The following is a 24,070-nucleotide window of genomic DNA, read 5'->3' on the forward strand; positions in this document are numbered from 1 at the left end:
ACAGAACGAGGACTTCACCATGAGCGCAGCAGGAACAGCAGGAACAGCAGGAACAGCAGTACCGGAAGAACCGCAGGACCCCGCCCTCACCGTCCACCTCAACGGCAGCGGCGGCGCCATCAAGGGCTGGGTGGTCATCGACACGCTCGTCGACGGCCTGGCGATGGGCGGCACCCGGATGACCGCCGGCGTGAGCGAGGAGGAAGTCGCGGGCCTGGCCCGGGACATGACCGAGAAGTTCACGCTGGCCGGCCTCCGCATCGGCGGCGCCAAGGCCGGGATCGTGGCCGACGGGACGAACTCCGGGGGTGCGGCGCGCGAGGAGACCTTCCGCACCTTCGGCCGTACGGTGAAGCCGCTCCTGCACGGCGGCATCCACCTCGGCATCGACATGGGCGTCACGCCGGCCGACCGGGCGGTCTTCTTCGCGGAGGCGGCGTACGACCCGCGCTACCGGCTCGGCGCCCCGGACATGCCGATCGACTGGCGTACGTACTACGAGCCCCTGATCGACGCCACCGGTCACGGCGTCGGCGTCGCGGCGGTCACCGCGCTGGAGGCGAGCGGCCGCACCGAGCCGGCCAGGGTCGTGGTGCAGGGCTTCGGCGCGGTGGGCCGGGCGGTGGCGCGGTTCCTGGAGGACCGGGGCCACATCGTCGTCGGCATCGCGGACATCCAGGGCACGATCAGCGCGGACCGGCTGCCGGTGGCCGAACTGGTCGCCATCACCGATCAGTTCGGCGCCATCGACCGGACCCGGCTGCCGCAGGACGTGAAGCTCTCCGGCGAACCGGACGCCTGGCTCGACGTGGACGCGGACATCCTGATCCTGGCCGCGCAGAAGTACGCGATCAACGCCGAGAACGCCCACCGTCTGCGGGCCGGTCTGGTGGTGGAGGGCGCCAACCTCGCCTCCAGCGCAGCCGCCAAGGAGAAGGTGGCCGCCTCCGGGGCCGGGCTGGCGCCGGGGGTGATCGCCAGCATCGGCGGCGCCGCGTCCGCCGCCCTGGCCGTGACCCGGGTCGTCCCGTTCGACCTGGAGGCGCAGGCCCGTAAGGCGTGGGTCTTCGACTGGGTCGGCGACCGGGTCCGGCAGAACACCCGGAACCTGCTGGAGATCGCGGCCTCCCGCGCGGGCGACCCGCTGCCGGAGCTGCTCGCGGTCCGCCGCAAGGAGCGCGGATGAGTACGGCGGCGAAGCAGCGGCCGGCGCCTGTGGGGGCGGCTGTCGCGGAGGAGCGCGCCGCCGAGTACCGCCGCCGGGGCTGGTGGCGGCCGGAGACCTTCCTCGACGACCTGCACCGCCAGGCGCGCGAGCGGCCGCACCGGCTCGCCATCGCGGGCCGGCGGGTTGCGGAGTCCCGTACGGACACCCTCACCTACGCCGAACTGGACCGGCTGACCGACCGGTTCGCCCTGGCGCTGCTCGAACTCGGCGTCGAGCCCGGTGACTTCGTCGCCGTACAGCTGCCCAACCGGTGGGAGATGGTGCCGCTGATCTTCGCCTCGATCCGGGTCGGCGCGGTCATCATCCCGATCTCGCCCATCTGCACGGAGGTCGAGCTGCGCCACCGCCTCTCCCTCACGGAGGCCCGGGTGTGCATCACGCTCCCGGAGTGGTCGGGCACCCCGCTGGCGGAGATCGCCACATGCCTGCTGGAGGAACTCCCCTCCTTGAAGCACGTGTTGGTGGTGGACGGGCCACGGCTGCCCGAAGGCGCGCGTCCGTTCCACGAGCACTTCGTGGCCGAGGCACGGGAGGAGCGGGACGGCGCGGCGGCCCGGTTGGAGGGCTTGGCACTCGGTGCGGACGACCCGTTCGTGGTGCTGTTCACCTCCGGTACGACCGGACTGTCCAAAGGCGTGCTGCACAGCCAGAACACGGTCCACTCGGCCGTACGCGGATACGTCGACGCGTTCGGCGCCGCCGATGGTGAGGGCCAGGAGTGGGTGGCGGCCGTCTCCACGCCGCTGGTGCACTACTCGGGCTTCGCCCAAGGGGTGTTGGCCGGCGTCCTGCTCGGCGGGACCGTCGCCTTCCAGGACGTACGCAGTAACGAGGCCCTGCTCGACCTGGTCGAGCGGTACGGCGCGACCCTGCTCTACGGGCCGCCCGCCACCCTCGCCGACGTGGCCGCGTCCCAGCGCGCCGAGCGGCGGGACACCAGCACGCTGCGCCATGTGGTGATCGGCTCGGCGCCGGTGCTGCGGGAGCTGGCCGACGAGGTCCACGAGACGCTCGGCGCCCGCGCCCACTCGCTCTGGGGCATGTCGGAGAACGGCCCGGTGACCACCACGCGGCCCGAGGACCCGGAGGGCTGGTCGGCGCGGAGCAACGGCCGCGCGATCGACGCGATGGAGACCCGGATCGAGGTGTCGGAGGCGTACGGCGGTTCGGCGGTTTCGGCGGACTCCGTCGGCCGGCTCAAGGTGCGCGGCGCGTCGCTCGCGCTCGGGTACCACCGGCGGCCGGAGGCGTTCGCGGCCGAGCTGGACGAGGACGGCTGGTTCGACACCGGCGACCTGGCCCGGGACGACGGCCGGGGCGGCATCCGGATCATCGGCCGGGCGCGGGACGCGATCCTGCGGGACGGGCGGGTGGCGCCGATGACGGAGCTGGAGGCGGTGATCGGCAGCCACCCGAGGGCCGAGGAGGCCGCGCTGGTGGGCCTGGAACCCTCCGGCGGGCCGGACGGGGTGATCGTCGCCGTGGTCGTGCCGCGCGGCGGCCGGGGACCGACGCTGGACGAGGTACGGGCCCGGGTCACGGCGGCGGGCCACGACACCCGCTTCCTGCCGGACCGGCTGGAGCTCGTCCCCGCACTCCCGAAGACCCTCACCGGCAAGGTCCGCAAGGCCGAGCTACGCGAGCGGTACGCGCCGGACGCCTCCGCCTGACCCGTACTCGTCCACCCATTCACGTACTGGAGCTGCTCTCATGCCCGAACCCCCACCCGCCTCGCCCGTCGCCATGTCCGCGACCCTCGCCGCCGACGAGGCCCTGGCCCGTCGGCGCGCGGCCGGGGAGCGGGTGCTGTCGATGGCGAGCGGCGAGATCGGCCTGCCCGTGCTGCCTGCCCTCAGGGACCGGCTCGCGGCGGCGGCCGGCGAGAACGCGTACGGCTCCGTCGCCGGCAGCCCGGCCCTGCGCACCGCCGTCGCCGGGTACTGGGAGCGGCGCCGTCTGGCCGTCGACCCGGGGCTCGTCGTGGCGGGTCCGGGCAGCAAGTCGCTGCTCTTCGCGCTGCTCCTGGCCATCGGCGGGGACGTCGTCGTGCCGGTCCCGAGCTGGGTGAGTTACGCGGCCCAGGCCCGGCTGGCCGGGGCGCGCCCCCTGCCCGTACCGATCCTGCCGGGACAGGGCGGGGTGCCGGATCCGGCGCGGCTGCGCGAGGCGGTGGCCGACGCGCGGGCGGCCGGGCAGAACCCGCGCGCGGTGGTCGTGACCGTGCCGGACAACCCCACCGGGACGGTCGCATCGGTCTCCACCGTACGGGAGTTGGCGGCGGCGGCCCGCGAACTCGACCTGGTCGTCGTCTCCGACGAGATCTACGGCGACCTGGTCTACGACAGCTCCGAACCGGCCGTCTCCCCCGCTCTCCACGCTCCCGAGCGCACCGTCGTGACGACCGGGCTCACCAAGAACCTGGCGCTCGGCGGCTGGCGTACGGGCGTGGCCCGGCTGCCCGACAACGAGCTGGGTCGGGCCCTGCACACCCGGCTGGTGGCGGTCGCCAGCCAGATCTGGTCGAGCCCGCCCGCGCCGGTACAGACGGCGGCCGCGTACGCGTTCGGCGAGCCGCCGGAGGTCGTCGCGCGGATCGCGGCGAGCCGGTGGCTGCACGAGAAGGTGGTGCGCGCGGTCGCCGCCCGCTTCACCGCCGTCGGCGCGGAGCTCTCGCCCGTCGCCGCCACCTGCTACCTCTACCCGGACTTCGAGCCGCTCCGGGACCACCTGGCGGCGGGGCACGGCGTGCATGACGGCGACGGTCTGGCCGCGCTGTTCTCGGAGCGGTACGGGGTCGGCGTGCTGCCCGCCACCGCGTTCGGCGAGCCCGGCCACCCGCTGCGCATCCGCGCGGCGACCAGCCACTTCTACGGCGCAACGGACGAGCAGCGCACGGCGGCCCTGGAGTCGGCGGAGGCGGCCGATCCGCTCGCCCTGCCGTGGATACGGGAGTCCGTCGACCGGGTCGGCGAGGTCCTGGCCGACCTCGCGGCCGCGCCGGCCGCCGCTCTCGCCCCGCACGTCTGATGTCACCCGCCTCACCTACGTACACCTGCTGAAGGAGCCACCGATGCCCCACTCCCACCTCCCCGTTCTCTTCGAGGCCCTCCACCACGGCGAACGCCATGTCGGCTTCGGCCGTCCCGAGGAGGGCGCCGAGCAGACCCTGTACCGGGTGGAGGACGGTCAGGTCGCCGCCGCCTTCATCGCCACCGACGGCTCCGAGGAGGCGCTGCGGGCCGCGCTCACCGAGGGCGCGGCGGCGGTCACGGTGACCGCCGGTGACCCGGAGCTGCGCCTGCTGCCGCCGCTGCTGCCGCAGGCCACCGGCAACGCCCTGCTGAGCGGTTTCATGGGCACGCACAAGAAGAAGTGGGGCGGCGAAACGGCCCCGGAGGACGGTGAGTTCACCCCGCCGAAGTGGTTCTTCAAGGGGTTCGGCGACTGGGTCCGGCTGCCCGGCGAGGACCTGAACGTGCCGGCGCGGCCGGTCGCCCTCATCGAGGAGCCGGAGGTGGCGCTCGTCTACGTGAACGACGCCGACGGCACCCCGCACTACGCCGGCTACACCTTCGGCAACGACCTGTGCGACATCGGCCTGCACCGCCAGGACCCGGGCTACAACCCGTACTGCAAGCTGTGCGACACCGCCCTCACGCCGTGGCTCTTCCTCGGCCCGCCGCCGCGCACGGTGACCGGCCGGGTCACCATCGTCCGGGACGGCGCGACGGCCTGGGAGGGCCCGTTCGACTGCGGCGACGACGCGCTCTACTACCGGATCCAGGACATGGCGGACCACCTGTTCACCTTCCCGGCGGTACGGCGGCCCGGCCTCGTCAACTACGTCCTGCTCGGCGCCGACGAGGCGAGCTTCCACGACGGGTTCCGGATCGCCGACGGCGACCGGATCGCCATCGACGTGAAGAGCCACGGGGTCGCCTTCGAGAACCGCGTGCGGTACGTCGCGCCGGCCCCGTCCACCACTCCGGCCGCCGCACCGGCTCCTGTCGCGACGGCATGAACAGCTCGTGAAGTAGGGCCGGCCGACCTGTGCAGAGGGCACAGGTCGCAGGCACGCTCTGAGAGCCACCACCTCAACTCGCCTCACCGCCGCCGGACTTCGCAGGACGACGCAGGACTACGCAGAACTTCGCAGGACTTCGCAGGAGGAGACCGCACCGTGCCCGCCACCGCCAAGAAACAGGTGCATCTCGCAGCGCAGCTGCCCGGCATCCACAATGTGACCGTCTGGTCGGACCCGCGCTCCGAGAGCCAGATAGCCATCGACTCCTTCATCCGGCTCGCGCAGACCGTCGAACGCGGCAAGTTCGACTTCTTCTTCCTCGCCGAAGGGCTGCGGCTCCGCGAGCACAAGGGGCAGGTCTACGACCTGGACATCGCGGGGCGTCCGGAGAACCTGACCGTGCTCAGCGCCCTGGCCGCCGTCACCACGCACCTGGGCCTGGCCGCCACGGTGAACGCGACGTTCAACGAGCCGTACGAGGTGGCGCGCCGGTTCGCCACCCTGGACCGGCTCAGCGGCGGGCGGGCCGCCTGGAACGTGGTGACCAGCTACGACGCGTTCACCGGCGAGAACTTCCGCCGGGGCGGCTTCCTCCCGGAGGCCGACCGCTACACCCGGGCCGCCGAATTCCTCACCACGGCGAGGGAGTTGTGGGACAGCTGGTCCGGTGGAGACCTCCGGGCGGACGCGGCGTCGGGCGAGTTCGTCGCCGCCGGCGCCGGCCGCTTCGCCCATCGGGGCCGGCACTTCGACATCTCCGGCCGGTTCACCACTCCGCCGGGTCCGCAGGGCCATCCGGTGATCATCCAGTCCGGCGAGTCCGACGCGGGCCGGGAGTTCGCCGCCTCCGACGCCGAGGTCATCTTCAGCAAGCACAACCGGATCGACGTGGCCCGGGAGTTCTACCGGGACGTGAAGCGGCGCCTGGCCACGTACGGCCGGAGCCCTGACGATCTGCTGATCCTTCCCACCGCCAACGCGGTCGTCGCGGACACCGACGAGGAGGCGGCGGCCTACGCGGAGGAGATCAGCCGTGAGCTGGTCAGCCCGCAGACCGCGATCGCCCACCTGGAGGCGGTCTGGGGCCGTGACCTGTCCGCGTACGACCCGGACGGGCCGCTGCCCGACATCGAGCCCGAGGACGACGCCCACTTCCTGAAGGGGCACTCCGTCTTCCGCAAGGGCCGGGCGGAGACGGCCCGGCAGTGGCGCAAGCTCGCCGAGGAGCGGAACTTCTCCATCCGGGAGCTGGTCATCGAGGTGGGCGGCCGCCAGACCTTCGTCGGCAGCCCGCGGACGGTCGCCGACGCCATCGACGACTACGTGCAGACCGAGGGCGCCGACGGCTTCGTCCTCGTCCCGCACCTCACACCGGGCGGCCTGGACGACTTCGTGGACCGGGTGGTGCCGATCCTCCAGGAGAAGGGCGTCCACCGCGACGACTACACCGGCACCACGCTCCGGGACCACCTTGGCCTGACCACCGCACCCCGCCCGGCCGACTGGGGCGGCCCCGGCCAACCCCTGCGTACCGGACGCGACACCGAGGAGACCTCCGCATGACCGGCACGTCGGGCGCCTCCGCCACCCCCCTCCACCTGGCCGTCGCGCTCGACGGTGCCGGGTGGCATCCGGCCGCCTGGCGTGAGGAGGGTGCCCGGCCCGGGGAGCTGCTCGACGCCGCGTACTGGGCCGACCTGGTCGCCGAGGCCGAGCGCGGCCTGCTCGACTTCGTCACCTTCGAGGACGCGCTCGGCCTCCAGTCCGCCGCCTTCCACCTCCCCGACGACCGCACCGACCAGGTCAGAGGCAGCATCGACGCGGTGCTGCTCGCGGCCCACCTCGCCCCGCTCACCACGCACATCGGCCTGGTCCCGACCACCAACGTCACCCACACCGAACCGTTCCACCTCGCCATCGGCATCGCCACGCTCGACCACGCGAGCCGGGGCCGGGCCGGCTGGCGCCCGCAGATAGCGTCCCGGGCCGCCGACGCCGCGCACTTCGGCCGCCGCACCACCCCCCAGCTCACCGAGGACGACGTGACCGACTCGGAGTCGATCTCCCAGCCGCTGCGCGCGCTCTTCGCGGAGGGCGCCGAGGTGGTGGAGGCAGCCCGGCAGCTCTGGGACAGCTGGGAGGACGGAGCCGAGATACGGGACGCGGCGACGGGCCGCTTCCTCGACCGCGAGAAGGTCCACCACATCGACTTCGAGGGCAGCGGCTTCAGCGTGAAGGGCCCGTCCATCACCCCGCGCCCCCCTCAGGGCCAGCCGCTGGTGGTGAGCCTCGCGCACGCCACCACGCCGTACGAGTTCGCCGCGCTCAGCTCCGACGTCGTCGCCATCACCCCGCACGACCGGGCGGGCACCGCGTCGGTCCTCGCCCAGGTCGCCGAGGCGGTGGAGCGCACCGGCCGGGACGTGGGCGAGCGGCCCCTGCGGACCTTCGCGGACCTCGTCATCCTCCTGGACGATGAACCGGGCGCCGCCGCCCGCCGCAAGGCCCGCCTGGACGAGGCGGCCGGAGCCGAACTCGCCTCGGACGCCGAGATCTTCACCGGCACCCCCGCCGAACTGGCCGACCTCCTCCTCGACCGGCACTCCACCGGCCTGGACGGCTTCCGCCTCCGCCCGGCCACGCTGCCGCACGACCTCACGGCGATCACCCGGGGCCTGGTCCCGGAACTGCAGCGGCGCGGAGTGTTCCGTACGGAGTACGCGTCCACCACCCTGCGCGGCCACCTCGGCCTGGCCCGCCCCACCAGCCGCTACGCGCAGGCGGGTTGAGCCTGCGGCGCCGAAGTCCCGGGGGCCCGGCCGCTCGCGGTCAGGCCCCCGTGGTCAGGCCCCCGTCGTCGACCCCGGGCGGACGATCATCAGCACGACGACCGTCGCCCAGAGCAGGTTGAATATCCCGGTGGTCATGGCGAGCCGGGCCGCCGCCGAGCGCCGCTCGGCCACCGTGAGAGTGCCCGCGCCCGCCCCCGCTCCCGCCCCGGCAAGATCCTCCCCCTTACCGGCGGGTGCCTCCCCCGCTCCCGTACCGGCGGGTCCCTCTCCCTCCCCCTCCTCCAGCAGCTCGCGCTGCCCGGGCAGGACCATGGCCATCAGCAGAGCGGCGGCGATCGTCGTCAGCACGATCGACGCCACCAGCCAGGCATCGCCCAGCACCCCCATCTGCGCCCCGGTGGCGAAGCCGAGCACGGGAACGGCGATGCCGACCACCGCGTACCCCCGGCAGATCTTGTGCAGGAAGGCGGCCGTCCGGAGGTCATGGTCGTGCGGTCCGCCGTCGCCGGGCGCGGGCGGCTTGGCGTAGCGGGGAAACATCGAGGCGGCGACCGTGATCGGCCCGACCGCCAGGATGGACGCCAGAACGTGCAGCGAGAGCAGGAACTTGGTCACGGAGGGGCCCCTTCGGGTGAGTATTGCGTTGGCTGCCAATGCATGGGCGACCGCCCCAGGAATAGCACGGCTCAGGCCTCCATGGGTAGGCGGCCTACTTATTCGACTGGACCACTGGCCTTCCCGCCCTCCCATCTGTAGCCTGCCTACGCATGAGGCAGGATGCGGTACGCGGACATCTGGACGGTCTCCTCCTGGCGGTTCTCGAACCGGCCCCGCTGCACGGATACGCGATCATCACCGCGGTCCAGCAGCGCAGCGGCGGCGCGCTCGAACTGCGGACCGGCACCATCTACCCGGCGCTGAACCGGCTGGAGCGGCTCGGCCTGCTGCGCAGCACCTGGGAGTCGGAGGACGGGCGCAAACGCCGGTGTTACGCGTTGACGGAGGCGGGAGCCCGCTTCCTGGCGGACGAACGCACGGCCTGGCAGGACTTCACCGCCGCGATCGGATCGGTCCTCAACCCGGTCGCCCCGCACCCGCACCCGCACGGGCAGGGCGCATGACGACCGGCGGCCCGCCGCGCGATGGCCGTGACGGTGGCGTTGAGCGTGGTGGTGAGCGCGGGGACGGCGGCGATGGCCGTGACCGTGGCGGTGAGCGCGGGGACGGCCGCGACGGCCGTGGCGGTGAGCGCGGGGGCGACGGCGACGATGACCGCGGCCGCGACCTCGTGGAGGCGTACGTCAGCGAGCTGGACGGCCTCCTGCGCGGACCCGCCCGGGCCAAGTCCCGTCTGATCGAGGAGGCGCGCGACGGGCTCACGGAGACCGTGGCGGCCTGTGCACGCGAAGGCGAGCCGTACGAGCGGGCGGTCCGCCGGGCGGTGGCGGAGTTCGGATCGGCCCGGGAGCTGGCCGAGAGCTTCCAGCGCGAACTGACCATCGCCCAGGCCCGGCACACCGCCCGCGCCGTCGCCCTCAGTGCCCCCTTCCTCCTGGCGTGCTGGTTCCTGGTGCAGCGCGTCGGCGGGCCGCAGGATGCGGCCGTGCCCCGTGCCGCGCACCTGCTCGCGACCAACCTGGCCACGGTCGCCGGCGCGGCGGTCCTCCTGGCCGCGGCCACCCTGGCCGCCACCGGCACCCTGGCCCGGCACCTCCCGGTCCCGCACCGGCTGCCGCTCACGATCGCCTGGACGGGCACCACCGCGAGCGTCTCCATGGCCGTGGCCACCCTGGCCCTCGCCACCGCGTCGGTCCTCGCCGAGAACTGGCCGCTGACGGCGGCGGCCTGCGCGCTGGCCGCCGCCTCCCACGCCGTCGTCGCCGGTTCGGCCCGCGCCTGCCGCCGGTGCGCACGGCTGCCGTCGGGAGAGCCCGCCACCTTGTAGGACCCGCGCCGGGAGGGCCGGCCCGTCGCGCGTGCCCCGTGACAGCGAGGATCAGCCGGGCCCCGCAACGTCAAGGATCGGGATCCGTGAGGGTCGGGAACCGTGAGAGTCGGGAACCGTAAGGATCCGGAACCGTAAGGATCGGGAGATCAGCCGGTCGTGGCGCTCCGGTGCAGGCCGTCCAGAAGCTTCAGCTCGTCCTCGGAGAGCCGCAGGGCTCCGGCGGCCACATTGGCGGCGAGGTGACCGAGGTCGCCGGTGCCGGGGATGGCCAGCACATGCGGGCCCTGGTGCAGGGTCCACGCCAGCCGAACCTGCGCCGGGCTGACCCCGCGCGCCTCCGCCACGGCCAGCACCTCGGCCGGCTCGGCCCCGGTCGCGCCGCCCTCCCCGCCGGCCGCGGCTATCGCGTAGAACGGCACGAACGCGATCCCCTGCTCCCCGCACTCCCGTACGAACGCGTCGTCCTCGGGCCGCACCCCGATCCCGTACCGGTTCTGGACACAGACGACCGGCGCGATGGCCCGGGCCTCGGCAAGGTGGGCCGGGGTGACGTTGGAGAGGCCCAGGTGGCGGATGAGGCCGGCCTGGCGCAGCTCGGCCAGAGCACCGAAGCGCTCGGCTATCGAATCCTGGCCGACGATCCTCAGGTTCACCACGTCCAGGTGGTCGCGGCCGAGCTGGCGGAGGTTCTCCTCGACCTGGCCGCGCAGCGCCTCGGGCGTGCGGGCATGGGCCGCCCACGCGCCTGTCCGGTCACGGTCCGGGCCGACCTTGGTGGTGATCACGAGGTCGTCCGCGTACGGCGCGAGGGCGCTGTTGATCAGCTCGTTGGCCGAGCGCAGCCGGGAGAAGTAGAAGGCGGCGGTGTCGATGTGGTTCACACCGAGCTCGACGGCCCGGCGCAGGACGGCCAGGGCCGCATCGCGGTCGCGGGGAACGGCGTCGGCCACGAGCGCCCCGCCGGTCTGCGGCAACCGCATCGTGCCGAAGCCGATGCGGTTGACCGGCAGATCGCCGAGGGTCCAACGGCCGGACGCGGCCGCGGTGATCGGGGCTGTGGTGCTGCTCGCGGAGCTCGTGGAGGTCATGACTGAATGATCTCCGCTCGGCGTTCCTCCGGACCATGGGGTTATCCCGCCGATCCGCCCTGGGGCCCGCCGAACCCCCTGAGCTGAGGAGCCCCCCCCGGGGCCCGTCGGTCCGTAATTTCCTCAGGCCCGTCGGGCCAGGTCAGTCCGTCAGCGTGAGCGGACCGTACGCGTCCGGGCGGCGCGTGGTCAGGAACGGGAACAGCTCCAGCCAGTCGCGGCGGGCGTCGAGGTCGAGATCCGCGACCAGGACGGCGGGCTCGTCGCGCGGAGCCTGGGCCAGGACGCGGCCGTATGGGTCGACGATGAAGGAGCTGCCGTAGAAGGTGAGGCCGTTCTCGGCGCCGATCCGGTTGGGCACGACCATGAACGTGGCGTTGGCGATCGCGTTGCCGGTGATCACCTTCTGCCAGAGCGGCTGGGAGTCGAAGCCGGGGAAACCGGGCTCGGAGCCGATGGCGGTCGGGTAGACGAGGACGTCGGCACCGGCCAGCGAGTAGGCGCGGGCCAGCTCCGGGAACCACTGGTCCCAGCAGGTCGGCAGGCCGAAGCGGGCCTCGTCGACCGTGACCAGCGGAAACGCGTCGTCGCCCGCCGGTCCGGCCCGGAACCAGTCGTCCTCGTAATACCCCTCCGTGACCGGGATGTGGGTCTTGCGGGTGCGCTGGGCGAGGGTGCCGTCGGGGGCGACGAGGATCGCGGTGTTGTAGCCGAGGCCGTCGTCCTGGCCGTCGGGCGCCGGGGCCTTCTCGTACAGGGAGGCGTGGACGTGGAGGCCGTGCTCGCGGGCGGCCTCGGCGGCGAAGGTGAAGGTGGGGCCGGTCAGCAGCTCCTCCGGCTCGGCGGGCGCGGGGTGGTCGGCGCGGCGGACGACCGCGAAGTACGGCGAGAGCGTCAGCTCCTGGAGGCAGACCACCCGCGCGCCCTCGGCCGCGGCGAGGCGGACGCCCTCCAGCAGGGCGGCGCGGTGCTCGGCGGGGTCGCGGTGCCACCGCTGCTGGACGGCCGCGACGCGCAGCGGGGCGCGGTCGGCGGGGCGGGTCCGGGTCGGGGAGGCGGGCGGGTTGTACGCGGTGATCAGACGCATGACCAGTTCCAGGGGCGTGGGGCGGGTGCGGCGGCTCGGGTCGGGCGCCGCACGGTACGGAGACGGGTTGCCGGAACGTTCCGGCACGGACCGAATCTAACCGTGCCGGAACGTTCCGGCAACCCTTCACCTCGTACGATCACGACCGTCTAGACTTCACCTCCGTGACCTCCCGGAACGTGACCCTGCTCGACGTGGCCCGCGCCGCCGGGGTCTCCAAGAGCACCGTCTCCGACGCCCTCCAGGGCTCGGGCCGCGTCGCGGAGGCGACCAGGGACCGGGTCCGCGCGGTGGCGGAGGAGCTCGGTTACCGGCCCAACAGCGCCGCCCGGCGGCTCCGCCGCTCCAGCACCGGGGCCATCGGTCTGCATCTGCCGCAGACCGCGACCCGGCTGGACTACTACATGAACCTCGCGTTCGGGGCCGTCGCGCGCGCCCAGGAGGAAGGGCTCGACGTCGTCCTGCTGGCCCCGGCGAGCGTCGCAGGCGGAGCGGGCGCGGCGAGCGGGCCGGTCGCCTCGCGGGTCGACGGGCTGCTGGTGATCGACCCGGAGGTGGACGACAGCGCGGTCCCGGGCCTGCTGGACGCGGGCGTTCCGGTGGTGACCGGGGAGCGCTACCTCGGCCCCGCCGCCGCTCCCACCGGTGCCGTGGTCTGCGACAACGCCGCGTCGCTCACCGCACTCCTGGACCATGTGACCGAGCGCGGCGCCCGTCGCCCCGCCGTCCTGGCCCCCGGGGGCACCTCCGCCTGGGCCACCGCGCTACGGGCCACCGCCGCCTCCTGGGGCCGGGAGCGCGGGGTGGACGTGGCGCTGCGGACCGTACCGTTCGCCGCGACTCCGGCCGAGGCCGAGGAGACCACGCTCGCGCTGCTGCGGACGGACCCGGCGGTGGACGCGGTGATCTGCGCCCCGGACGGCGCGGCTCCGGGCGTCCTCCGGGCAGCGGCGACTCTGGGCCGTACGGTCGAGCCAGGCGCACTGCCGCCAGCGGCGGCTCCCGGCGGCACGGAAACCCACACCGCCACCGATACGGGAAGCCGCGCGGCCACCGGCGCGGGCAGCCGCACGGCCACCGACACGGAAACCCACACCGCCACCGGCACGGGAAGCCACACGGCCACCGGCACGGACAGCCGCACACCCCCCGGCACGGAAACCCACACCGCCACAGACCCCCGCACCCACCCCCGTACGCCTCTCCTCGTCGCCTCCTGTGTGGACGGCACCGCCACCCGCTCCGCCGAGCCGCCCGTCACCGCGGTCGACCTGCGCCCCGCCGCGTACGGGCGCGCCTGCGCCGAGCTGCTCTGCGACATCCTCGCGGGCCGCACCGCCCCGGACACGGTCCGCCGCCACGCCTGGGCGCTGGAGACGAGGGCGTCCACGACCGCCGGGCCCACCTGAACAGGGCACAACTCACCTTCACCCTCAGCCCGTTGTGACGGGGTGGCGCCACCGGAAGTCATGTGATCTCGCGCCACGAGGACACGTTCGCCATCTTCCGCACCGACCTGACCACCACGACGGCCTTCTCGGCAGCCGCCGACCCCCTCGCCCGTATACGGCTGAGCGGGGTCCGAAGCCCGCCCCCCCCCGGCGCCCCAACCCCCCACCCCCCAAAGGGAATCCGTCCCGGACCCCCTCCTCCACGTCTCCGCAATGTGAACGTTCTGCGTCGAGTGGCAACTGGCGTGGCGAGCTTGACATTTCGGCGGGCGGCCGGTGATAAGATCATCTTACTTCCAGTGGGCTGATGGCATATGGGGGCATTCCGGGAGGGATGAATTCCTCGGCCCCACCTTCGGAGGGGCACCTCCCGAAGCGGCGCACGGTCGTGGCGAACGAGCCCTGGTCGCGTGTCGCCTGACGGGGTGTCAAGCCGTTTCCAGCCATGGCACTTGAAGTGAGTCTCATGACATTTCCACAGGGCCCCGTCATCTGGGCGCTGGTTGTCGTAGCACTGGTCGCCGTGGGTGCCGTCCTGCGGGCTCGCGCGACCAACATCAAACTGCGCAGACGCACCGCCGAGCTGAGCGCGGAGCGCGACACGCTCCTGCGGCAGCGGGACGAGCTCCATGTCGTCCACAACGGGCTCCTCCAGCGGCAGGCCTCCGAGCTCGCCGAGGTCCGCAAGGATGCCGAGGAGGAGACCAAGGCGGTCCTCAAGGCGGCCGTCCGCACCCTTCAGGGCCTCGCCGACGAGCAGCAGGTCGTGATCGAGAAGGCCCAGCGCAAGTACGGCGACGACCCCGGGATCCTCGCCGACCTGATGGCCATGGACCACGCCAACAGCCAGTTCGGGCGGCGCGCCCAGGGCATCGCGGTGCTCTGCGGCGGCTGGCTCGGCCGGCGCGAGACCGTGGCCTCCGTCTTCGACGTGGCCCGCAGCGCCCAGGGCCGTATCCGCCACTTCGACCGGGTCCGGGTCAACGGCCAGGTGAACTTCTCGGTCGTCAGCCGGGCCGTCGAACCGGTCGCGGTGGTCCTCGCCGAGCTGCTCGCCAACGCCACCAACTACTCCGCCCCCGGCACCCCGGTGGAGATCAACATCCAGGCCGTGCCGACCGGTGTCTGCCTCATCGTCGACGACGCCGGCCTCGGCATGGGCCAGGAGGAGAAGGACCGTGCCGCGGCCCTCCTCACCCCCCAGGCCGCGATCAGCGTCTCCAGCCTGGGCATCCCGCCGCAGTTCGGGTTCGCCGTCTCCGGGATGCTCGCCGCCCGCTACGGGTTCCGGGTCTCGGTGGACTCTGTTTCCCCCTATGGAGGCGTACGCGCGGTGGTACTGATCCCCGACGAGCTGCTCACCACGGAGGTCCCGCAGCCCGCCCCGGCCGCCGCCGAGGTCCCGCAGGCCCCGGAGGCGTACGGAATCCGGCACCAGCCGCAGGCCGCCCCGCAGCCCGAGCAGTGGCAGCAGGCCCCCGCCCCCACCCCGCTCTTCCCGCCGGCCGCCCAGCACCGCCACGACGCCCCGGGCGCGCAGCACCGCCAGGACACCCCGGGCGCACAGCACCACCACGACGCCGCGGCCGCCCAGCACCGCCAGGACGCCGCCCAGCAGCACCCGGACACCGCCACCCAGCAGCTGGCCCAGATCACCACCACCGCCGGCGGGCTGCCCAAGCGTCGTCGCAAGAGCCCGGTCTCCGCGGTGCCCCCGGCCGACCCGCAGCCGGTCCGCAGCAACGAGGAGACCGCCTCCCGCCTGGGCGCGTTCCAGCGCGGCACCCGCTCCGGGCGGACCACGACGACGACCACGGAAGGATCCGAGATCCAGTGAACCCCGATCTGTCCTGGGTACTCAACGATGTGCTCCAGGTACCCGGAGCCCGGCACGCGATCCTCGTGTCCGCCGACGGGCTGCTGCTCGCCAACTCCAGCGAGATCGGCCGGGACGACGCGGAGACCGTCGCCGCCGCCATGAGCTCCATGCAGTCCCTCAGCCGTGCCGTCGCCCCCTTCATCGGCACCCGCAGCCCGGGCCGCTGGCGGCAGACGCTCCTGGAGTACGAGGACGGCTGGATCTTCCTCATCGCCGCCGGCACCGGCGCCTACCTCGCCGCCACCGCCGCCGCCGATGTGGACATGGAGGCGATGTCCTTCCGTATGCAGCAGCAGGTCACCGCGCTGGGGAAGGCGATGACCACGCCGCCCCGCCAGAACGCAGGCAGCGAGATATGACGGCACCGGGCGAGGAGTCCAGCGTCAGCAGCGGGTTCGTCCGGTCCTACGTCATCACCGGTGGCCGGGGGCTCCCCGACGCGGACGAGCTCTCCCTCGTCACCCTCGTCACCCTCGCCCCCGACCGCCAGCCGCCGCCCAGCCCCAGCCCCGAGATCAAGGCGATCTGGGAGCTGTGTTCCGGCGGCTACCTCTCGGTGGCCGAGGTCGCCGGCCACCTCGGCCTGCCGGTCGGTGTGGCCCGGCTGCTGCTCCAGGACTTAAACCAGCAGGGACATCTGCTGCGCCGCAAGGCGCCGCCGCCCGCCCAGCTCGTCGACAGAAAGATCCTCGAAGAGGTGTTGCATGGACTTCAAGTCCGGTTCGGCTGAGAGCATCTATGTGCCGGACGCGGTCCAGCGCGCGGCGAAGATCCTCGTCGTCGGCCACTTCGCCGTGGGCAAGACGACCCTGATCGGCACGCTCTCCGAGATCACCCCGCTGCGCACCGAGGAGCGGATGACCCAGGCCGCCGCCCAGGTCGATGATCTGCGCGGCGCGCCCGACAAGAAGACCACCACGGTCGCCCTGGACTTCGGCCGCCTCACCCTCAGCGACGAGCTGGTCCTCTACCTCTTCGGTACGCCGGGACAGCAGCGGTTCGTCGAGCTGTGGGAGGACATGGCGCGCGGCTCGCTCGGCGCGCTGCTGCTCGTCGACCCGGCGCGGCTGGCCGACACGTTCCCGGTGATCGACCTGGTCGAGACGTACGGGCTGGAGTACGCGGTCGCCGTCAACAGCTTCGACCCGTACTCCCAGCACGCCGAGGAGGAGCTGCGCGAGGCGCTCGACCTGCTGCCGGACACCCCGGTCGTCTACTGCGACGCCCGGGACCAGAAGTCCTCCGCGCAGGCCCTGATCACCCTCGTACGCCACCTCCTCGCGCACGCGGCCTGAGCCCGCTCTCCCCCGCACACCCCCAACCGAAGCCGGGGCGACCGTCCCCGCGATCACACCGAGGAAGCCGAACATGGACCCGTCGCCGGGAGCCACCCCGTACAGCGCCCCCGCCGGGTGCCCGATGAGCCGGCAGCAGACCTCGCTGTACGGTCCGGAGTTCGCCGCCGACCCGCACCACGTGTACGAGGCGTTCCGGGCGCACGGGCCCGCGGCGCCGATCGAGCTGGCGCCCGGCGTGGACGCCACGCTGATCGTGCAGCACGAGGCGGCGCTGCGGGTGCTGCAGAACCCGGCGCTCTTCGCCCGGGACTCGCGGCGCTGGGCGGCGCTGCGCGAGGGCGCGATCCCGATGGACAGCCCGGTGCTGCCGATGATGATGTACCGGCCCAACTGCCTGTTCACCGACGGCGCCGAGCACCTGCGGCTGCGCAAGGCGGTCACCGAGTCGCTGGCACGGCTCAACAGCAGCCGGCTGAGCCGGGACGTCGAGCGGATCGCCGACTACCTGATCGACCAGTTCATCGAGCGCGGCACCGCCGACCTGCTCAACGAGTACGCCAAGCTGCTGCCGCTGCTGCTGTTCAACCAGCTCTTCGGCTGCCCCGGCGACATCGGTGACCGGCTGACCCGGTCGATGTCGGCCATCTTCGACGGCGAGGACGTGCTGCGCGCCAACGCGGAGCTGACCGAGTGCCTGATGGAGCTGGTCGCGCTGAAGCGGCGCCAGCCCGGTGAGGACATCACCTCCTGGCTCATCCAGCACCCGGCGGGGCTGCGGGACGAGGAGCTGAAGGACCAGCTGGTGATGCTGATGGGCGCCGGCGTGGAGCCGGAGCGCAACCTCATCGCCAACGCGCTGCTGCTGATGCTCGCCGGTGACCAGCCGGGCGGGCCCGACCGCCGAGGCGGCGGACACGAGCGGCGCGGTTCGGGGATGCTCGTGGAGGACGCGCTGGACGACGTCCTGTGGAACAACCCGCCGATCGCCAACTACGCCACGCACTACCCGGTCCGGGACATCGAGCTGGACGGGGTGGTGCTCAAGGCGGAGACCCCGGTGCTCATCAGCTTCGCCGCCGCGAACAGCGACCCGTCCCTCACCGACGCCCGCCAGACCCTGAGCAAGGGCGCCCACCTGGCCTGGGGCGCGGGCCCGCACGTCTGCCCGGCCAAGTCGCCCGCCACGCTCATCGCGCTGACCGCGATCGAGAAGATCCTCAACACCGTGCCCGACCTCTCGCTGGCCGTCCCGGCCTCGGGCGTCGGCTGGCGTCCCGGCCCCTTCCACCGGGCCCTGATCGCCCTGCCCGTACGGTTCACGCCGACCGCGGCCCGCCGCACCGCGACCGGCACCCAGCCGCCGGCGGCGACCTCGGCACAGCTGCCCGACCCGTACCGGAACGCGGCGCCCCAGTCTCCACCCGCCGGTCGTCACGCTGCGGAGCCGGCGAAGAAGAACAAGGGGTGGTGGAGCTCGTTCCTGGACGTCTTCCGGGTCTGACGGGCCGTCGGCCGCGTATGGCCCACAGGCTGACAATTCGCATATGACAACGGGCATTTGTGACGATTGCATGTGACGGGGGCAACAGAGAACGATGCTTGGCGCAGCTATCCGGAAGGGTAGGTTCTGGTCGGTAACCATGGGCCTAGGTCAAGGGACTCTGCGTGAGCATCACTGGCGGTACCACCAGGACCCCCGACGGACGGCGCGCGGTCATCGGTCTGCTCCGACGGCTCAGTACACCCGAAGGACAGGCCGAACCCTACGGAATACTCGCGGAGCTGCGGACGATGGGTGACGTCGTCCGCGCTCCGTGGAACGGTTACTTCGTCACCGGCTTCGACACCTGCAGCAAGGTGCTGCGCGGACGCACCTGGCTCGCCCCCGACTTCGCCTGGCAGGAGCGGCAGGACGACTCCAAGCAGTGGGACGCGATCGCGACCCGGGAGATGACCGGCACGCTCGCCCGGCTGAACGCCCCCGAACACACCTGCCAGCGCCGCTCCTTGGGCAATCTCTTCGACCGCTCCACCATCGAACGCCTCACCCCCGACGTCGAGCGCGACGCCGACCGGCTCCTGGACGAGCTGGCCGACAAGCTCCGCTGGGGTGAGGCGGACTTCGTCTCCACGGTCGGTGAACAGCTGCCGATCCACACGGTGGGCTCCTGGCTCGGCCTGCCGCCCGAGGACTACCCCCACCTCCTGGAGATCACCCACAACCAGGTGTACGCCCAGGAGTTGCTGCCCACCAGGAGCCAGCTGGCGATCTCCGCCGAGGCGACCGTGCAGCTGCGCGCGTACTTCACCGCCCTGGTCGCCCGCCGCCGCGCCGAGCCCCGCCACGACGTGCTGACCGGCTGGATCCACACCTGGGACGCGATGGAGCCGGACCGGGAGCGGGCGGACGAGATCCTCTACCGGCTCACCATGTTCGTCACCATCGCCTCGCTGGAGACCACGGCGACGCTGCTCACGTCGATGACCTCCTTGCTGCTGGCCGACCCCGGCCGCTGGCAGTGGCTGCGGGACCACCCCGAGCACATCGACGCGGCCGTCGACGAGGTGCTGCGCTACGACCCGCCCATCCACATCAATACCCGGATCGCCGCCGAGGACACCGTCCTGGCCGGCGTCCCGATCAAGAAGGACAGCATGGTCCACGTCCTGTACGGCGCCGCCAACCACGACCCGCGCCGCAACCCCGATCCCGGCGCCTTCGACATCCTGCGCGGCGGCAGCCACCTCACCTTCGGCGGCGGGGTGCACTACTGCCTGGGCGCGGCGCTGGCCAAGCTGGAGGCGCGGACGCTGCTGGCCCGCATGCTGGACCGCTTCCCCACCCTCCGGATCACCTCGCCACCCGCGTACGCGCCCCGGATGGTCTTCAGGCGTATCACGTCGATGGGCGTGGCGCTGTGAAGCTCTCGCTGCCGGACTTCCTGAGCTCGTCCTCCTCCTCGTCCTCCTCCTCGTACGAGGAGCCCGGGACCTCCTACGAGGAGCCCGGGACCTCCTACGAGGAGCCCGCGACGGTACGCGGCCGGCGCGAGGGCCCCGTCCTGTACGTGGAGCTGAACGCCCCCGATACCGGCAACGCGGTCACCGAGGCGATGCTGGACGAGCTGCTGGACCTCGTCGCCGCTCCGGACCCCGGGGTGCGGGTGCTGGTGCTCAGCGGTGCCGGGGACGACTTCTGCCTGGGCGGCGACCGGACCGAGTTCGCCGGCTGGCTGGAGGAGGACCCGGACGGCCGGGGCATCCGGGTCGCCGGGGAGAAGGCGCGCCGGGTCTGCGAGGCGCTCTCCGGCAACCGGGCCGTCACCATCGCCCGGGTCCAGGGCAAGGCCATCGGCGCGGGGTTCGCGCTCGCGCTCGCCTGCGATCTGCGGGTGGGCGCGGAGAACGCCTCCTTCCGGCTGCCGGAGCTGGCGCTCGGGCTGCCCACCGCGTGGGGCGGGCTGCTGCCCCGGCTGATCCATGAGGTCGGCGCGGCCCGGGTCCGCGAACTGATTCTGACCGGGAGGGCGTTCGACGCCACCGAGGCGCAAGCGCTCTCCGTCCTCCAGCGGGTCGTTCCGGAAAATGAATTGGATCAGGCTGTCGAGGCCTGGGCGAAGCCCGTCGTACGCCGCCCCGAAGCGGCCCTCCGGGTGACGAAAGCCCTGCTCAGCTCCTATGCGGCCGCCACCCGGATGGCCGATCCCTCGTTCCTGGACGCGGAGCTGATGGCCTCGGTCGCGGCAGCCGGTCGGCGCACACCCCCTCGCACTCCTGGGCCCGACCAGTCACACTCGTAACAATCAACAGGGGAGGTCCCGGGCGTGGATGTACCGTTCTGGCTCTGGGCAGCGTTCGCCGTAACGGTGGTCGTCTCGCTCGCAGTCGACCTGCTGGCCCACCGCAACGCGCATGTCATCGGGTTCAAGGAAGCAGCCTGGTGGAGTGCGCTCTGGGTGAGCCTCGCGCTCATCTTCGGCGTGGTCGTCTTCTTCGTACTCGGCACGACCGCCGGTACGGAATACACAACGGCATGGCTGCTGGAGAAGAGCCTGTCCGTCGACAACTTGTTCGTCTTCGCGCTGATCTTCGCCTATTTCAAGGTTCCGCGCGAATATCAGCACCGCGTGCTGTTCTACGGTGTCATCGGCGCTCTGGTGTTCCGCGCCATCTTCCTGACAGCCGGCGTCGCGGTGGTGAACCGCTTCACCTTCGTCCTCTTCCTCTTCGCCGCGATCCTTTTCTGGAGCGCCTGGAAGATCCTCAAGGACGAGGAGGACAGCTTCGATCCGGGGCAGAGTTTCGCGGTGCGGATGCTGCGGAAGATCATGCCGGTCCGGGACGAATACGCGGGAACGCACTTCATCATCAAGGAGGAGGGGAAGCGGGTCGCCACACCGCTGCTCGCGGTGGTCGCCGCGATCGAGGCGGCCGACCTGCTCTTCGCCGTCGACAGCGTGCCCGCCGTGCTGGCGGTCAGCGACGACGCGTTCATCGTCTACACCAGCAACGCGTTCGCCATCCTCGGACTGCGAGCGCTCTACTTCCTGCTGGCGGGACTGCTGGACCGCTTCCACTACCTGAGCACGGGCCTCGCGATCATTCTGGCCTTCATCGCGGTCAAGCTCGTTCTCCAGGCATCGCACAAGATGATCAGCACCTCCATTCCGGAGATTCCCTCGCCGATCAGCCTGGCGGTGATCGTGGTCATCCTGACGGCTTCGGTCATTCTCAGCATCCGGCGCCCACCGCCGGACAAGGAATCCGAGGAGACCGCGGTGAAGTCATCTGACGATAAGCCGTCGGAGTAACCCACAGGGTAATGGCCGGGCAAAGCGAAGGGAAAGAAACTCCCTCTCGCGATGCCCGGCCTTTTGCCGTCGAAGGACCGGCCGAAAGCAGAAGAACCGTAGGCGGTCCTCGCCGCGCGGACCCGCGCACGGCTGACTAGCGTGGCTGGTGGAAGCGGTGGGGGACCAGGAGCGGAAGAGGGTCACTGCCATGGCCGTACAACCCGAGGGAACCCCCTGTTGGGCGGACGCCGCGTTCGCCGACCTGAAGGGCGCGAAGAGCTTCTACGGTGAGGTGCTCGGCTGGACGTTCGGCGAGAGTTCGCCGGAGTTCGGCGACTACACGACGGCGTACGCGGACGGCAGGCGGGCGGCCGCCGTGGTCCCGCCGATGCCGGGCAACGAGGAGGGCCCGTCCGCGTGGTGCCTGTACCTGGCCTCGCCGGACGCCGCCGCCACCGGCGAGAAGGTCCGCGCGGCCGGTGGCCAGGTGCTCATGGAGCCCATGCAGGTCGGCGCGTTCGGCACGATGGCGCTGGCCGGAGACCCCGGCGGCGCGGTCTTCGGCGTGTGGCAGGCCGACACCCACGACGGGTTCGAGACGGAGATGGGCGCACCCGGCGGCTACTGCTGGAGCGAGGTCTTCACCCGCGACGCGAAGGCGGCGGACACCTTCTTCCCGGCCGTGTTCCCGTACGCGGTCCGGAAGCTCGAGGACCCGTCGATGGACTTCGGGATGTACGACGTCCAGGGCGAGTCGGTGCTCGGCCGGATGGCGATGGGCGAGGACTTCCCGCCCGACATGGGCTCCTTCGTGATGGTGTACTTCACCGTCCCGGACTGCGACGCGGCGGTGGCGAAGGCGACCGGGCGCGGCGCGCAGCTGCAGTTCGGCCCGATGGACAGCCCCTTCGGCCGGTTCGCGGCGATCACCGACCCGCAGGGCGCCACGTTCTCCGTGATCGACGTGACGAAGACCGAGGGCGAGATGCCGACGACGCGCCTGACGGCCTGACGGCCTGGGCCCTTGGGGCCTCGGGGACCCGGGCTCCCAGGGCTCCGTACGATTCTCCGAGAAGCTCGCATCTGCGATGGGCAATCGTCCGGAGAATGGTAAATGCGAGGCAGATTGGCCTAGCGTGTCGCGCATGCAGTCCTACACAATCGGTCAGGCAGCACGCCTCCTCGGAGTCAGCCCCGACACCGCCCGACGCTGGGCGGACGCCGGACGGGTCGCGACCCATCGCGACGAGACCGGCCGCCGGTTGATCGACGGCCGTGCGCTGGCCGCCTTCTCGATCGAGGTCGGCCAGGGCACCGCCGGCGACGAGGAGACCCCGTACACCTCGGCGCGCAACGCCTTCCCGGGCATCGTCACCGCGGTGAAGCTCGGCGATGTCGCGGCCCAGGTCGAGATCCAGGCGGGCCCGCACCGGCTCGTCTCGCTCCTGACCCGGGAAGCGGTCGAGGAGCTGGGTCTGGAGGTCGGCATGCAGGCGACCGCCCGTGTGAAGTCGACCAGCGTGCACATCGACCGCACCTGAAGCCCGGCCGACGCCGTCGTCGGCCGGGCGTCCCGTGCTGCCCGCACCACCTGTTCCGCGCGAACTCGTCCCTGCCCGGACGGCATCCAGCCGACCGGGCTCGCAGCCAAGGAGTCCCACCCTCATGTCCCTCCTGCTCACCCGCCGCCGCACCGCCGCCGCCGTCCTGACCGCCGCGCTCCTCGTCCCGCTCGCCGCCTGCGGCAACGACTCGGGCACCGACAAGGACAGCGCCTCCAGTGCGAAGCCGTCCGACTCCGCGTCGGGCACCCCGGCCGCGCAGCTGACCGTGCTGGCCGCCGCCTCGCTCACCGACGTCTTCGAGGAGGCGGGAGCGGCGTACGAGAAGGAGAACCCCGGCACGAAGGTCACGTTCTCCTTCGCCGGCTCCCAGGAGCTGGCCGCCCAGGTCAAGCAGGGCGCGCCCGCCGACGCGCTGATCACCGCCGACACCAAGACGATGGACGGCCTCTCCGGCGAGACCGGCACGCCGACGGTCATCGCCAAGAACCGCCTGGTCATCGCCGTCGGCGAGGGCAACCCGGAGAAGGTCGAGAACCTCAAGGACCTCTCGGACACCCAGCTGAAGGTCGTCCTGGCCGCCCCCGAGGTGCCGGTGGGCCGCTACAGCAAGCAGATCCTGGACGCGCAGAAGATCGCGGTGAAGCCGGTCTCCCAGGAGCCCAACGTGCGCGCGGTCCTCAGCAAGGTCGAGCTGGGCGAGGCGGACGCCGGGCTGGTCTACAAGACGGACGCCGAGACCGCCCCCGACAAGGTCGACGCGATCGACATCCCGGACGCGGAGAACGCCGTCGCCTCCTACCCGGCCGCCACGCTGAAGGGGTCGAAGCACAGCGAGGCCGCCGCCGCGTTCGTCGCCTGGCTCTCCACGCCCGCCGCGCAGAAGATCCTCCAGGGCGCGGGCTTCCAGCAGCCGTAAC

The 24,070-nt window shown here is 72.3% G+C and carries 22 protein-coding genes and 1 pseudogene; 20 read left to right on the plus strand and 3 right to left on the minus strand.

The genetic code is table 11. The annotated features are described in order from the left end of the window. The first annotated feature begins 19 nt into the window (after window positions 1–19). From ACQP09_RS16175 to ACQP09_RS16200, 6 genes are all read left to right on the plus strand, one after another. Window positions 20–1,186, plus strand: coding sequence for a Glu/Leu/Phe/Val dehydrogenase dimerization domain-containing protein (locus ACQP09_RS16175; RefSeq protein WP_433400052.1), 1,167 nt, complete (start codon window positions 20–22; stop codon window positions 1,184–1,186). Next, window positions 1,183–2,898 carry an AMP-binding protein gene (locus ACQP09_RS16180; protein ID WP_433400054.1) on the plus strand — a complete coding sequence of 572 codons (1,716 nt, stop codon included), beginning with the start codon at window positions 1,183–1,185 and terminating at the stop codon, window positions 2,896–2,898. Before ACQP09_RS16175 ends, ACQP09_RS16180 begins: the two co-directional genes overlap by 4 nt. Window positions 2,899–2,938: 40 nt before the next feature. Beyond that, the gene (locus ACQP09_RS16185; RefSeq protein ID WP_433400057.1) at window positions 2,939–4,255 is read left to right on the plus strand and encodes a pyridoxal phosphate-dependent aminotransferase; all 1,317 of its coding nucleotides are present in this window, start codon (window positions 2,939–2,941) and stop codon (window positions 4,253–4,255) included. A 43-nt stretch (window positions 4,256–4,298) separates the two neighbouring features. Next, window positions 4,299–5,249, plus strand: coding sequence for a fumarylacetoacetate (FAA) hydrolase (locus ACQP09_RS16190; protein WP_433400060.1), 951 nt, complete (start codon window positions 4,299–4,301; stop codon window positions 5,247–5,249). Window positions 5,250–5,408: 159 nt separating this feature from the next. Continuing rightward, window positions 5,409–6,815, plus strand: coding sequence for an NtaA/DmoA family FMN-dependent monooxygenase (locus ACQP09_RS16195; protein ID WP_433400063.1), 1,407 nt, complete (start codon window positions 5,409–5,411; stop codon window positions 6,813–6,815). After that, complete coding sequence (locus tag ACQP09_RS16200) at window positions 6,812–8,041, plus strand: LLM class flavin-dependent oxidoreductase (protein WP_433400065.1); 1,230 nt, start codon at window positions 6,812–6,814, stop codon at window positions 8,039–8,041. Before ACQP09_RS16195 ends, ACQP09_RS16200 begins: the two co-directional genes overlap by 4 nt. A 54-nt stretch (window positions 8,042–8,095) precedes the next feature. Here the strand turns inward: ACQP09_RS16200 and ACQP09_RS16205 are convergent, their stop codons facing one another. Beyond that, window positions 8,096–8,659, minus strand: a complete 564-nt coding sequence (locus ACQP09_RS16205) for a hypothetical protein (RefSeq protein ID WP_433400068.1) — start codon at window positions 8,657–8,659, stop codon at window positions 8,096–8,098. A 152-nt stretch (window positions 8,660–8,811) separates the two neighbouring features. Between ACQP09_RS16205 and ACQP09_RS16210 the strand changes: the two genes are divergently transcribed. After that, the gene (locus tag ACQP09_RS16210; protein ID WP_433400070.1) at window positions 8,812–9,165 is read left to right on the plus strand and encodes a PadR family transcriptional regulator; all 354 of its coding nucleotides are present in this window, start codon (window positions 8,812–8,814) and stop codon (window positions 9,163–9,165) included. Further along, on the plus strand, window positions 9,162–9,989 hold the full coding sequence (locus tag ACQP09_RS16215) for a permease prefix domain 1-containing protein (RefSeq protein WP_433400073.1): 828 nt from the start codon (window positions 9,162–9,164) through the stop codon (window positions 9,987–9,989). The genes ACQP09_RS16210 and ACQP09_RS16215 overlap by 4 nt, the downstream gene beginning before the upstream one ends. Window positions 9,990–10,138: 149 nt before the next feature. Here ACQP09_RS16215 and ACQP09_RS16220 read toward each other — a convergent pair whose 3' ends face one another. Together ACQP09_RS16220 and ACQP09_RS16225 are read right to left on the minus strand one after the other, a co-directional pair. Further along, entirely contained in the window at window positions 10,139–11,080 is a 942-nt protein-coding gene (locus ACQP09_RS16220) for an oxidoreductase (RefSeq protein WP_433400076.1), read from the minus strand. 142 nt (window positions 11,081–11,222) lie between these two features. Then, window positions 11,223–12,167 carry a carbon-nitrogen hydrolase gene (locus ACQP09_RS16225; protein ID WP_433406616.1) on the minus strand — a complete coding sequence of 315 codons (945 nt, stop codon included), beginning with the start codon at window positions 12,165–12,167 and terminating at the stop codon, window positions 11,223–11,225. A gap of 164 nt (window positions 12,168–12,331) precedes the next feature. On the opposite strand from ACQP09_RS16225, the gene ACQP09_RS16230 reads away from it, so the two are divergent. From ACQP09_RS16230 to modA, 12 genes and pseudogenes are all read left to right on the plus strand, one after another. Further along, window positions 12,332–13,576: a LacI family DNA-binding transcriptional regulator gene (locus ACQP09_RS16230; protein ID WP_433400079.1), complete on the plus strand. Its 1,245-nt coding sequence runs from the start codon at window positions 12,332–12,334 to the stop codon at window positions 13,574–13,576. Between the two features lie 508 nt (window positions 13,577–14,084). Then, the gene (locus ACQP09_RS16235) at window positions 14,085–15,455 is read left to right on the plus strand and encodes an ATP-binding protein (RefSeq protein ID WP_433400082.1); all 1,371 of its coding nucleotides are present in this window, start codon (window positions 14,085–14,087) and stop codon (window positions 15,453–15,455) included. Beyond that, on the plus strand, window positions 15,452–15,856 hold the full coding sequence (locus tag ACQP09_RS16240) for a roadblock/LC7 domain-containing protein (RefSeq protein WP_030571107.1): 405 nt from the start codon (window positions 15,452–15,454) through the stop codon (window positions 15,854–15,856). The genes ACQP09_RS16235 and ACQP09_RS16240 overlap by 4 nt, the downstream gene beginning before the upstream one ends. Further along, a complete protein-coding gene (locus tag ACQP09_RS16245; protein WP_356749955.1) occupies window positions 15,853–16,227 on the plus strand; it encodes a DUF742 domain-containing protein in 375 nt (124 codons plus the stop codon). The genes ACQP09_RS16240 and ACQP09_RS16245 overlap by 4 nt, the downstream gene beginning before the upstream one ends. Beyond that, complete coding sequence (locus ACQP09_RS16250) at window positions 16,202–16,792, plus strand: GTP-binding protein (RefSeq protein WP_433400087.1); 591 nt, start codon at window positions 16,202–16,204, stop codon at window positions 16,790–16,792. Before ACQP09_RS16245 ends, ACQP09_RS16250 begins: the two co-directional genes overlap by 26 nt. A gap of 73 nt (window positions 16,793–16,865) precedes the next feature. Next, complete coding sequence (locus ACQP09_RS16255; protein WP_433400090.1) at window positions 16,866–18,296, plus strand: cytochrome P450; 1,431 nt, start codon at window positions 16,866–16,868, stop codon at window positions 18,294–18,296. Between the two features lie 290 nt (window positions 18,297–18,586). Then, on the plus strand, window positions 18,587–19,717 hold the full coding sequence (locus tag ACQP09_RS16260; RefSeq protein WP_433406617.1) for a cytochrome P450: 1,131 nt from the start codon (window positions 18,587–18,589) through the stop codon (window positions 19,715–19,717). A gap of 140 nt (window positions 19,718–19,857) precedes the next feature. Beyond that, window positions 19,858–20,595 carry an enoyl-CoA hydratase/isomerase family protein gene (locus ACQP09_RS16265; RefSeq protein WP_433406619.1) on the plus strand — a complete coding sequence of 246 codons (738 nt, stop codon included), beginning with the start codon at window positions 19,858–19,860 and terminating at the stop codon, window positions 20,593–20,595. A gap of 24 nt (window positions 20,596–20,619) precedes the next feature. Beyond that, a pseudogene (locus tag ACQP09_RS16270) lies at window positions 20,620–21,606 on the plus strand (TerC family protein); the annotation flags it as partial. A 190-nt stretch (window positions 21,607–21,796) separates the two neighbouring features. After that, a complete protein-coding gene (locus ACQP09_RS16275; protein WP_433400093.1) occupies window positions 21,797–22,600 on the plus strand; it encodes a VOC family protein in 804 nt (267 codons plus the stop codon). A 133-nt stretch (window positions 22,601–22,733) separates the two neighbouring features. Beyond that, window positions 22,734–23,129, plus strand: a complete 396-nt coding sequence (locus ACQP09_RS16280; RefSeq protein ID WP_433400096.1) for a TOBE domain-containing protein — start codon at window positions 22,734–22,736, stop codon at window positions 23,127–23,129. A gap of 124 nt (window positions 23,130–23,253) precedes the next feature. After that, a complete protein-coding gene (gene modA / locus ACQP09_RS16285; protein WP_433400099.1) occupies window positions 23,254–24,069 on the plus strand; it encodes a molybdate ABC transporter substrate-binding protein in 816 nt (271 codons plus the stop codon). Window position 24,070: the final 1 nt, after the last annotated feature.

This window comes from Streptomyces sp. CA-146814 (assembly GCF_050942385.1).
Classification (GTDB): Bacteria; Actinomycetota; Actinomycetes; order Streptomycetales; family Streptomycetaceae; genus Streptomyces.